This window comes from Nocardia neocaledoniensis (assembly GCF_029868625.1).
Classification (GTDB): domain Bacteria; phylum Actinomycetota; class Actinomycetes; order Mycobacteriales; family Mycobacteriaceae; genus Nocardia; species Nocardia neocaledoniensis_A.
The window spans coordinates 1-10,529 of record NZ_JARWOJ010000328.1; the positions used below are offsets into that span (position 1 = coordinate 1).

Here is a 10,529-nt window from a genome sequence, read left to right on the forward strand (position 1 = left end):
CCCCCCCCCCCCCCCCCCCCCCCCCCCCCCCGCCCCCTCCAACACCCCCGGGGGGCCCACAAACCTGCCCCCCCCAAAACCCGGTAATCCCCCCAAAAAACGGCCAAATCCGGCCCCAATTTTGTCCGCCATAATCACCGAGTATGCGTGCGGACAGATGGGTGCCCACCCTGCTGTTGATGCCGGCGCGCGGCCGGGTGCCGGCCGCGGAGGTCGCCGCCGAGCTGGAAGTGTCGGTGGCGACGGCCCGGCGCGACCTGGAGGCCTTGTCGGCGGCGGGCATCCCCGTCTATCCCCAGGCCGGGCGCGGTGGCGGGTGGTCGCTGATCGGCGGCGCCCGCACCGACCTGTCCGGGCTGACGGCGGGGGAGACGCGCGCGCTGTTCCTGCTGGCCGGACCGGCCGCGCAGGCCGCGCCGGAACTGAAGTCCGCGCTGCGCAAGCTGGTGCGGGCGCTGCCACAGACCTTCCGAGAGGACGCGGCCGCGGCGGCCGACGCGATCGTCGTCGACCCCGCCCGTTGGGGCCGCCCGGATCCCCGGCCGCCCTCGGCCCTACCCCTGCTGCAACAGGCGGTGGTGGACCGTCGCCGGGTGCGCGTCGAGTACACGCGAGCGGGTGAGCGCACCGTTCGCGAGCTGAGTCCGTGGGGCCTGGTGGAGAAGGAAACGGTCTGGTACCTGATCGCGGGTACCGACCGCGGCCGCCGTACCTTCCGCCTCGATCGGATCGGCGAGGTCACCGTGCTCGACGAAATATTCGACCGGCCCGCGGATTTCGATCTGCAGGCCGAATGGGCGCGGATCGTGACCCGGATGGAGCAGCGGCGCGCCGCTGTGGCCGCGACGGTGCTCGTCTCCGCCGCGCTGGCCCCGATCCTGGCCGACCAGCAGGGCCGCAACTGCACCCTGCTCGGCTCCGCGGACGACGGCCGGATCCGCGCCGAGATCACGGCGGACACCGCCAAGATGGTCGCCAGGCAACTCGCGGGCTGGGGAGCCGACGTGGAAGTCGTCGGCCCCCCGGAGGTTCGGGCGGAACTCGTGGCCCTGGGTGCGGAACTGGTCCGCGGCAACAGTTGAAGACGGGTCGCGGCTAGGCGACGGTGTCGCGGTGCGCGCGCTCGGCCAGTGCCCGCGTGACCTCGGTCGCCACCACCGCGTGTCCACTGGTCGTGAAGTGGATGAGGTCCGCGCTCATCAGGGTGGGGCGCGTGCGCACCGGATGCTCCCAGAACTCGGTCAGGACGGCGTCGTGTTCGCCGGCGACCGCGCGGATCACCTCGTTCATCATCGCCATGCGCGGCCGCATCGCGCGCATCGGCATCATCCGTTCGATGCCCCAGACATCGGCCACCGTGAATGTGGACACCACGGCGCCCGCTTCGGTCAGCGCGGCGAAGATCGCGGACAGGTTCTCCCGGAGCGCGCCGGGATCACCTCCCGCCTCGAACAGGTCGTTGCCGCCGCAGCTGACGTGCACGAGATCCGGTGCGAATTCCAGGACCTGGGGCAACTGCCGCGCGCGGACCTGGCCGCTGGTGGCACCGACGCGCCCGGTATTGAGATAGGCCAGTGCGGGATTCACCGCCGACAGGGTCGCCGCGACCCGGTCGGCCCAGCCGGTGGCGGCGTAGCCGGGGCTCGGGTCGCCCGTGCCCGCGGCGATCGAATCGCCGAGCACCGCGAAGCGCTGCCACGCGGCATCGCGCAGCAGGGCGGCTGCCGCGTCCGGTGCGAGCAGCAGCGGATCGTCGGCTTCGGTGAACTGGTCGGGCGGCGAAGTGGTGGAGGACATCGCGAAACTCCTAGTCGTCGAGGGTGGCGGGGATACGGGCCGGGGCGGCGAGCAGCACGGCGACAACGACGCCGAGTGCGGCGCAGAGGGCGAACAGGATGTGGAAGGCGCGCACGGTGTCGGGCACCGCGGTGAACACGGCGGCGAGCATGGCGACCCCGAGCGCGCCGCCCACCTGCCGGGCGGTCAGGTTCATGCCGGTTCCCGCCGCGAACTGCTGTGGTGGAACGGAACTCGCGGCCGCCGTGCCGAGCACGGTGACGACCACGCCGATGCCGCCGCCCCCGAGCAACCCGGCCGGTACCCACGCCGACCACAGCGCAGGATCGGGGCCGAACGCGTCGGTGCTCATCCAGGCCAGCGCGGCGGTGTACATCAGCGCGCCGAGGACGCCGGCCGCGCGCTGTCCGCGCGGGGTCGCGACCCGGCCGGTGAGCACGGCGGTGATCATCGAGGCCACCGCCCCGACGGTCAGCGCCGCCGCCGATTCCAGGACCGAATAGCCCCAGAGCGCGTCCAGGAACATCGGCCCGGCGAGCAGCCAGGCGAACATCGTCGCGCCGAACAGGAACGAGCCCGCGTTGGCGAGCGCGAATCTCCGGTCCCGCCAGAGCGATACGGCCACGGCCGGATCCGGGTGCCGGCGCGAGCGGGTCAGCGCGAACACCACCAGCGCGGCGCCGCCGAGCAGCGCGGTGAGCGTGCCGGGGGCGGTCCAACCCCAGTTCTGGCCCTCGGTGACCGCCGCGACCACGGCGCCGAGACCGAGCGCGACGGCGAGGATGCCGACCGGATCCGGCAGCGCGGTGTCCCGGCGCGGGCTCTCGGTCGCGGGGAGCCGCAGCCCGGGCACGATCAGCAGCAGCGCGACGGGCACATTGACGAGGAAGACCGCCCGCCAGCCGAGGCTCTCGACGAGCGCGCCGCCGATCGCCGGTCCGACCACCGCGGCGAATCCGCCCGCGGCCGACCACGCGCCGATGGCGGCGCCGATCTTCGCCCGCGGCGTGACGGCCAGGACCAGACCGAGCGCGGCGGGCACCATGAACGCGGCGGTGACGCCCTGCAGGACTCGGCCGGCGATGAGCCAGTCCGCCCCTGGCGCGAGTCCGCACAGCAGGGAGGTGATGGCGAAGCCGGCCAGCGCCAGGACGAACAGCCTGCGCCGGCCGAGCACATCGGCGAGCCGGCCCGCCGGGGTGAGCAGCGCCGCGAAGGCGATGGCGTAGCCGCTGACGATCCAGGTCAGCGTGCTGGTCGCGGTGCCGGGGTAGGTCTCGGCGATGGTCGGGAACGCGATGTTGACCACCGAGAGATCGAGGAAGGCGATGAACGCGGCACCGACCGCCACGGCCAGGGTGCGGCCCGAGGCGCCCGGCGGGGTGATCGCCGGATCGTCGGGCCGCGCGGAAACGTCGGTCATGGGAAGTCCTTCGACAGGAGAAATAAGAACGTACGATCGTGCGTAGATTAAAGTACGACCGATCGTCCACCCAGGCAAGAGGGAGTGGAAGAATGACGTCCATGACCCGGACCGAGCCCGTTGATCAGCGACTCGCCAAAGGGGCGAGGGCCAGGGCGACCATCGCGCGTCGCGCCGCCGAGCTGGCCTCCGTCGAAGGACTCGACGGCCTCAGTATCGGCATGCTCGCCACCGACCTCGGGCTGAGCAAGAGCGGCATCGCCACCCTGTTCGGCACCAAGGAGGCGCTCCAGCTGGCCGCCGTGCAGAATGCCCGCGAGGTCTTCATCGAGCGGGTGATCGCGCCCAGTCTGCGTGAGCCGCGCGGCATCGTGCGGGTGCGGACCCTCGTCGATCGCTGGTTCGCGCACATCGAGAACCCGCCCTTCCCCGGCGGCTGCTTCCGGGTCGCGACCCTCACCGAATTCAGCAGCAAGCAGGGGCCGGTGCGCGACGCCGTGGTCGCCGATCACGACGAGTGGCTCGCCCTGCTGGGGCGGGAGATCCGCAAGGCGCGAGATCTCGGCGCCCTCCCCGGGGTCGACGCCGAGGTGCTGGTCTTCGAACTCGACGCGATCGTCAGCGCCGCCAACATCGCTCGCCAGATCGGCGACACGGCACGCGTCGACGCGGCCAGGAAGATCGCCGACCGCTTGCTTTCGTGTGCCGAGACGTAGCATCGAAAGTCTCTGTGCCGCAGGTGCGCCGAACGTGGGACGGCGCCGCCATCCTGTTCGGATGACGGCGCCGTGGGTTGGGGTCGCGTTCAGTGATGGTGTGCGGCCGGCGGTTCCGTGGTGACGTCCGCGGTCAGGGTGAAGGCGGCGGTGCGGACCACGTCGCCGTGCTGGAAGTCCAGGAACAGGCGATAGGTCCCGGGGCCGGGAACCGCAGTGTGGAAGGTGATTTCGGGACCGGCGGGGGTGATGCCGTCGCCGGGTTCGCCGTTGGGGTGCACGTGCACGTAGGCGAGATCGCCGGCGCGCAGGATCACGAGGTGGCCGAAGGCGGCCAGATAGGGCTGTAGATCCGTCACCGGCACACCGTCTTTGCGGACCGTGAGCGTCAGCAGGTCGCCTTCCGCGCGCAGCTCGCCGCCGACGGTCACCTCGTAGCCGTCTACCACCGCGACCCGTCCGACGGCCGGAACCGGCTCCGGCGCATACCGTCCCGCGATCGCGAGGTCGGCGCCGAGGGTGATGGTCCGACCCAGTGCGCGCGGCGCGATGTCGGTGAACACCCGGTAGGCCCCCGCCTCGGGCAGCTCGAGCCGGATCGCCCAGGTGCCGTCGGCTTCGCGCACCGGATGTACGTGCCAGAAGCCGGTGAGCTCCCGTCGCGCGACGATCAGGTGCAATTCGCGATCGTGGATCGGATCGAACTCGGTGACCGCCTTTCCGTCGGGTCCGAGGATCCGGAACCGGAAGTCGATTCCTCCGGGCTCGGCGATCGTGGTGTCGAGATCCAGGGTGTACCCGTCCTGCGTGATCAGCAGGCCGCCCGGTGCGCCGGCGCCGTGTCCGGCGTGAGCGTCGCCGTGACCGGCGTGAGCGGCATGGGGATCGGCGTTTTCGGCTCCGTGGCCCGTGGGTGCCACGGTCTGGGTGGCGTGCCGGTGGTGGGCCGCGTGGTCGTCGGCGACGGTCCCGTGCCCGCCGGTGTGCGCGGGCTGGGTCACGGTGTCGGTGGTGTGGTGTCCGGCATGCGCGTTGGTGGTCATCGGTTCGCCTCTCGATTCGCTGTGCTGCTGCCACCAAGTTATACCCCCTGGGGGTATCTGGCAAAGGTAACGGACTGTGAACCGGGTCACTGCCGAGTTGGTGATTCGGGCAGAGCCGTCCGCGAACACGGCGTGATCGCCGCGAGTCCTGGCTGACCGGGCATCCCGCGCGCAGGATTCTCTCGCGAAAGTCGCGGAGCTGGGCGCGGGTTCGCACCCGCAAGCCCAACCGGCGCGGCCGAGGGGTCGGACTCGATCGGGGGCGTGGTCGCGCTCTCGGCGAGCATCAGATGGTCGGCGCCGCCGATATCGAGGACCGCGATCCGGGGATCGGGCGCGACGCGATGAAAGGCGAGACCCCACCGAGGGGTTGGTGTAGAAGGCCACGAGCCGGTCGAGATCGGGCGTGGCAGGCGTCAGATGGTTGATTCCGAGAGTTCGGGCATGGTCGGCTCACCGTGGTGCCCGCCGGAACTCAGGCGGAGAGTTCGAGGTCCGCCGTGCGGGCGCTGTCGTAGCGGGCCGGGATGACGTCGGTCAGCGCGGTGTGCGCTCCGATGACGTCGGCGTCGAGGAGAGCAGGAGCCGCGGCGTGCAGCCGTTCGGTGAGCGTAGGCCGGGCGGGCTCTCGGTGTCGCCGGGAGGACAAAGGCGGGGCACGGTCGGGCCCACTGCGGTGCGGCCGCCGAACTCAGGCGGAGAGTTCGAGGTCCGCCGCGAACGCGCTGTCGTAGCGGGCCCAGACGATGTCGGTCAGCGCGGCGTGCGCCCCGATGACACCGGCGTGGCGGAGGTCAGGGGCCGCGGCGTGCAGCCGGTCGGTGAGCATGCCGGGTGCGAGGAACCACGGGGCCACCACGATGCGCCGCGCGCCCCGCGTCCGCAGGCGCTCAACGGCGGCCGCGATACCGGGTTCCACGGTCGCGAAACAGATCTCGGTCCGTGTTCCGGTCATCTCCGCCAGTCGGCGGGCCACCGTGGCGGTGCGCAGGTTCGCGGCGGCGCTGCGCGAACCCACCGCGGCGACCACGATCCCCATCGTCCCGGTGCCACGCACGGGAACACCGACAGCGAAGCCGGCGGGCGCGGTTCCCGACACCGCTACCCCTGATGAAGCACCTGCGTACGCTGAAGTGCCTTCGCCTGTTGAAGTGTCTGCACCCGACGCAGTGGCCGCGTCCGCTGGACCACTCGCGCCCGCAGGAGTGGGGCGGCTCGCCGCGTCGGTGACGTCCGCAGGGCTGATGGCATCCACTGCAGTACCTGCCTCTGCTCGCACGCCACCGCCCGGCGCACCGGCGACAGCCTCGATGACGCGGTCGTGGAGTGCCGCGATCAGACGTGGGTCGGCGCCGAGAACGTCGGCTTGGGTGAGCCGAAACCGGGGATGGCGCCGGCGCGCCTGGGCCAAGAGGGCGGGCAGGTCGACGCGGGCATGGAAAGCGCTGCCCAGCAGGAGCGGAACGACGATGGCGTCGGTGTGACCCCGGGCGGCGAGATCGTCGACCACTTGGTCGACGGAGGGCGCGCTCAGGTCGAGGAAGGCCAGGCGGACGGTGAGGTCCGGTCGGGCGGCGGCGATGTCGGCGACGGCAGCCGCCATGGTGGCCGCCGATCGTGGGTCGCGGCTGCCGTGGGCGACCGCGATCAACGCGGGCCCGCCCCCGCCGCGCGGCACCGAGGCGGCGCCGCGCGGCGGAGTGAGCACCCGGGACATCAGACCGCGCTGCCGACCTCGACCGAGGTCAGCACGTCGCCCACCAGGCCGGCCGCGAGGGTGTTGCCACCGGCGGGGTCGATCAGCAGGAACGAGCCGGTGTGCCGGTTCGTACGGTAGTCGTCGGCCGGGATCGGCTCGGCCAGGCGCAGCGAGACACGACCGATGTCGTTGAGCTCCAGGGTTTCCGGACTGGGCTCGGCCGTCAGGGTCTGCTCGTCGAAGCGCTCCACGAGCGCGCCGACGATCGCCTGCGTGGTCTTGGCGCCGTGCTTGAGCAGCAGCCGCGCGCCGGGGCGCAGCGACTTGTCGCCGAGCCAGCACACGGTCGCGTCGAAGGTGTCGATCGCCTCCGGGGCGTCGGCCACCGAGGCGATGATGTCGCCGCGCGAGATGTCGACCTCGTCGGCCAGGATCAGCGTCACGCTGCGGCCCACCTGCGCGACGGCGAGTTCGCCGTCGGGGGTGTCGATGCGCTCCACGGTGGTGCGCTTGCCCGAGGGCAGCACCACGATCTCGTCACCGGGGGAGACCGAACCGGCCGCGATCTGACCCGCGTAGCCGCGGTAGTCGGGGTACTCGGCGGTGCGCGGACGGATCACGTACTGCACCGGGAAGCGCAGGCCGAGGGCATGCGTGCCGGTCGAATCCGCGTCCACCGGCACCGATTCCAGGTGCTCGATCAGCGAGGGGCCGTCGTAGTACGGAGTGTTCTCCGAGCGGCTGGCGATGTTGTCACCGTGCAGCGCCGACACCGGGATCTCGAGGACGTCCTCGTCGGCCCAGCCCAGCTTGCCGGTGAGCGCGTTGAACTCCGCCGAGATCGCGGCGAACACCTCGGCCGGGTTGTCCACCAGGTCGATCTTGTTCACGGCCAGCACCAGCTTCGGCACGCCGAGCAGCGCCAGCACCGCGGCATGGCGGCGGGTCTGCTCGATGACGCCCTTGCGCGCGTCGACCAGCAGGATCACCAGCTGCGCGGTCGACGCGCCGGACACCGTGTTGCGGGTGTACTGCACGTGACCGGGGGTGTCGGCGAGGACGAAAGATCGCTTGGGCGTGGCGAAGTAGCGGTAGGCCACATCGATGGTGATGCCCTGCTCACGCTCGGCGCGCAGGCCGTCGACGAGCAGCGACAGGTCGGGGGTCGACAGACCCTTGTCCACCGAAGCGCGGGTGACGGCGTCGATCTGATCGGCCAGCACGGACTTCGTGTCGTAGAGCAGCCGTCCGACCAGAGTGGACTTACCGTCGTCGACAGAACCGGCGGTGGCCAGCCTCAATAGGTCGGACATGTCAGAAATAACCCTCTCGCTTGCGGTCTTCCATGGCGGCTTCCGACACCCGGTCGTCGCCGCGGGTGGCACCGCGTTCGGTCAGTCGGGACGCGGCGACCTCGGCCAGGATGGCCTCGTTGTCGGCGGCGTCGGAGATGATGGCGCCGGTGGTGGAACCGTCGCCGACGGTGCGGTACCGCACCGACCGGGTCTCGAGCACTTCGTTCTCGTTCGGGCCGCCCCACACACCGGGGGTCATCCACATGCCGTCGCGCTGGTACACCGGGCGCTCGTGGGCGTAGTAGATCGAGGCCAGATCGATGTCCTCGCGGGCGATGTAGCGCCAGATGTCGAGCTCGGTCCAGTTGCTCAGCGGGAACACGCGCACGTGCTCACCCGGCGCGTGCTTGCCGTTGTAGAGATTCCACAGCTCGGGCCGCTGCCGCTTCGGATCCCACTGGCCGAAGGCGTTGCGCAGCGAGAAGATCCGCTCCTTGGCGCGCGAACGCTCCTCGTCGCGGCGGCCGCCGCCGAAGACCGCGTCGAAGCGGTGCTCGGTGATGGCGTCGAGCAGCGGCACGGTCTGCAGCGGGTTGCGGATGCCGTCGGGGCGCTCGGTGAGGCGGCCGTCGGCCAGGTACTCCTCGACGGAGGCCACGTGCAGGCGCAGCCCGTACTTGTCCACCACCTTGTCGCGGAACTCGAGCACCTCGTCCAGGTTGTGCCCGGTGTCGACGTGCAGCAGCGCGAACGGCAGCGGCGCGGGCCAGAAGGCCTTGAGCGCCAGGTGCAGCAGCACGGTGGAGTCCTTGCCGCCGGAGAACAGGATCACCGGCCGCTCGAACTCGCCGGCGACCTCACGGAAGATGTGGATCGCCTCGGACTCCAGCGCCGCGAGGGTGTCGAACTCGGTGAGGCCGAGATCGCGTTCGGTGGTGTCGGTATTCACAGGCACACTCCCAGTGGTGGTGACGGTCATGATTGGTGCAATCCGCACTCGGTCTTGGCGAGGCCGGCCCAGCGGCCACTACGCGGATCGGACCCCGGCTCGGGCTTGCGCGTGCACGGTGCGCAGCCGATGGACGGGTAGCCCTCTTCCACCAGGGGGTTGACGAGAATCCCGTTGGCCTCGATGTAGGCCTGCATCTCGTCGTCGGACCACGGTGCGATCGGATTGATCTTCACCAGGCCGAAAGCTTCGTCGAAGGAGATCAGCGGCGCGTTGGCGCGAGTGGGCGCCTCCACTCGGCGGATGCCGGTGATCCACGCGTTGTAGCCCGACAGCGACTTCTTCAGCGGGACGACCTTGCGCAACCGGCAGCACTCGCCGGCATCGCGCGCGAACAGGTCCTTGCCCAGCAGTGCGTCCTGCTCCGCGACACTGTGCTCGGGCCGCACGTTCACCACGTTCACCCCGTACACGGCCTCGACCGCGTCGCGGGTGCCGATGGTCTCGGCGAAGTGGTAGCCGGTATCGAGGAACAGCACGTCGACGCCGGGCCGGGTCTGCGCGGCCAGGTGCACGAGCACACCGTCCTGCATGTTCGACGCGACGATGTAGTTGTTGCCGAAGGTGCGATCGGTCCAGGCGATCAGGTCGGCGGCCGAGGCGTCGGGGCCCAGTTCGGCCGCGCCCTGCTCGGCCAGGGCGCGCAGTTCGTCCTCGGACAGCTTGGCGGCGAGATTCGTTGTCACAGTTGAGATCTCCTCATCCACTAGCGCAGGTCGGCCTCGTCGGCGCGAACCGCCCACACCGCGAACCGTTCACCGTCTTCGCGGTTCTTGACGAAGTTGCGCACGACACGCTCGATGTAGTCGCCGAGCTCGACACTGGTCACCTTGTGCTGACGCAGCTTTCGCCCGAACCCGCTGTCCAGGCCGAGGCTGCCACCCAGGTGAACCTGGAAACCCTCGACCTGATTCCCGTTGCCGTCGTCGACGAGCTGGCCCTTGAAGCCGATATCGGCGATCTGGGACCGGCCGCAGGAGTTGGGGCAGCCGTTGATGTTGATCGTGATCGGCACGTCGAGCTGTGCGTTGATGTCGGCCAGGCGCTGCTCGAGCTCGGGCGCGAGCACCTGCGAGCGCTTGCGGGTCTCGACGAACGACAGCTTGCAGAACTCGATACCGCTGCAGGCGAGCAGGTTTCGCCGCCAGATCGACGGACGCGCCTGCAGGCCGAGCGGTTCCAGCTCGTCGATCAGCGCGTCGACCTGGTCGTCGGCGATGTCGAGGACGATCAGCTTCTGGTACGGGGTGAACCGGATGCGGTCCGAGCCGTACTTCTCCGCCGCGTCGGCGACCTTGCTCAGGATGGTGCCCGACACGCGACCGGCGATGGGGGAGAAGCCGACGGCGTTGAGGCCGTTGCGCAGCTTCTGCACGCCCACGTGGTCGATCGGCTTGGCCGGCTGCTCGGGCGCGGGACCGTCGATGAGCTTGCGCTTCAGGTACTCGTCCTCGAGCACCTGGCGGAACTTCTCGATGCCCCAGTCCTTGATGAGGAACTTCAGGCGGGCCTTGGTGCGCAGGCGGCGGTAGCCGTAGTCGCGGAAC

At 70.6% G+C, this 10,529-nt stretch carries 11 protein-coding genes; 2 read left to right on the forward strand and 9 right to left on the reverse strand.

Features of this window, described 5'->3' with window-relative positions; all coding sequences use genetic code 11:
* The first annotated feature begins 143 nt into the window (after window positions 1-143).
* Window positions 144-1,082: a helix-turn-helix transcriptional regulator gene (locus QH270_RS24655; protein ID WP_280346465.1), complete on the forward strand. Its 939-nt coding sequence runs from the start codon at window positions 144-146 to the stop codon at window positions 1,080-1,082.
* Window positions 1,083-1,095: 13 nt separating this feature from the next.
* Here QH270_RS24655 and QH270_RS24660 read toward each other — a convergent pair whose 3' ends face one another.
* Both QH270_RS24660 and QH270_RS24665 read right to left on the reverse strand, forming a co-directional pair.
* Window positions 1,096-1,797 carry an SGNH/GDSL hydrolase family protein gene (locus QH270_RS24660; protein WP_280346466.1) on the reverse strand — a complete coding sequence of 234 codons (702 nt, stop codon included), beginning with the start codon at window positions 1,795-1,797 and terminating at the stop codon, window positions 1,096-1,098.
* Between the two features lie 10 nt (window positions 1,798-1,807).
* On the reverse strand, window positions 1,808-3,220 hold the full coding sequence (locus tag QH270_RS24665; protein WP_280346467.1) for an MFS transporter: 1,413 nt from the start codon (window positions 3,218-3,220) through the stop codon (window positions 1,808-1,810).
* 101 nt (window positions 3,221-3,321) lie between these two features.
* On the opposite strand from QH270_RS24665, the gene QH270_RS24670 reads away from it, so the two are divergent.
* Window positions 3,322-3,936, forward strand: a complete 615-nt coding sequence (locus QH270_RS24670; RefSeq protein WP_280346468.1) for a TetR/AcrR family transcriptional regulator — start codon at window positions 3,322-3,324, stop codon at window positions 3,934-3,936.
* Between the two features lie 89 nt (window positions 3,937-4,025).
* Here QH270_RS24670 and QH270_RS24675 read toward each other — a convergent pair whose 3' ends face one another.
* The 7 genes from QH270_RS24675 to QH270_RS24705 all read right to left on the reverse strand — a co-directional run.
* Window positions 4,026-4,979, reverse strand: coding sequence for a hypothetical protein (locus tag QH270_RS24675; protein WP_280346469.1), 954 nt, complete (start codon window positions 4,977-4,979; stop codon window positions 4,026-4,028).
* Window positions 4,980-5,454: 475 nt separating this feature from the next.
* Window positions 5,455-5,628 carry a hypothetical protein gene (locus QH270_RS24680; protein ID WP_280346470.1) on the reverse strand — a complete coding sequence of 58 codons (174 nt, stop codon included), beginning with the start codon at window positions 5,626-5,628 and terminating at the stop codon, window positions 5,455-5,457.
* 42 nt (window positions 5,629-5,670) lie between these two features.
* Complete coding sequence (locus tag QH270_RS24685; protein ID WP_432420424.1) at window positions 5,671-6,582, reverse strand: CbiX/SirB N-terminal domain-containing protein; 912 nt, start codon at window positions 6,580-6,582, stop codon at window positions 5,671-5,673.
* Between the two features lie 113 nt (window positions 6,583-6,695).
* Window positions 6,696-7,991, reverse strand: a complete 1,296-nt coding sequence (locus QH270_RS24690; protein WP_280346472.1) for a sulfate adenylyltransferase subunit 1 — start codon at window positions 7,989-7,991, stop codon at window positions 6,696-6,698.
* A gap of 1 nt (window position 7,992) precedes the next feature.
* Window positions 7,993-8,952, reverse strand: a complete 960-nt coding sequence (cysD, locus tag QH270_RS24695; protein WP_280346473.1) for a sulfate adenylyltransferase subunit CysD — start codon at window positions 8,950-8,952, stop codon at window positions 7,993-7,995.
* The gene (locus QH270_RS24700) at window positions 8,949-9,668 is read right to left on the reverse strand and encodes a phosphoadenylyl-sulfate reductase (protein ID WP_280346474.1); all 720 of its coding nucleotides are present in this window, start codon (window positions 9,666-9,668) and stop codon (window positions 8,949-8,951) included. The genes cysD and QH270_RS24700 overlap by 4 nt, the downstream gene beginning before the upstream one ends.
* Window positions 9,669-9,688: 20 nt before the next feature.
* Window positions 9,689-10,529, reverse strand: an 841-nt coding sequence (locus tag QH270_RS24705) for a nitrite/sulfite reductase (protein WP_280346475.1), incomplete at its 5' end; no start/stop codon positions are given.

What these genes read in the sequence shown, in the direction of transcription:
- QH270_RS24655 (WP_280346465.1), top strand. Translation starts at nt 144, where the DNA reads ATGCGTGCGGACAGATGGGTGCCCACCCTGCTGTTGATGCCGGCGCGC.
- QH270_RS24660 (WP_280346466.1), bottom strand. Translation starts at nt 1,797, where the DNA reads ATGTCCTCCACCACTTCGCCGCCCGACCAGTTCACCGAAGCCGACGAT.
- QH270_RS24665 (WP_280346467.1), bottom strand. Translation starts at nt 3,220, where the DNA reads ATGACCGACGTTTCCGCGCGGCCCGACGATCCGGCGATCACCCCGCCG.
- QH270_RS24670 (WP_280346468.1), top strand. Translation starts at nt 3,322, where the DNA reads ATGACCCGGACCGAGCCCGTTGATCAGCGACTCGCCAAAGGGGCGAGG.
- QH270_RS24675 (WP_280346469.1), bottom strand. Translation starts at nt 4,979, where the DNA reads ATGACCACCAACGCGCATGCCGGACACCACACCACCGACACCGTGACC.
- QH270_RS24685 (WP_432420424.1), bottom strand. Translation starts at nt 6,582, where the DNA reads ATGGCGGCTGCCGTCGCCGACATCGCCGCCGCCCGACCGGACCTCACC.
- QH270_RS24690 (WP_280346472.1), bottom strand. Translation starts at nt 7,991, where the DNA reads ATGTCCGACCTATTGAGGCTGGCCACCGCCGGTTCTGTCGACGACGGT.
- cysD (WP_280346473.1), bottom strand. Translation starts at nt 8,952, where the DNA reads ATGACCGTCACCACCACTGGGAGTGTGCCTGTGAATACCGACACCACC.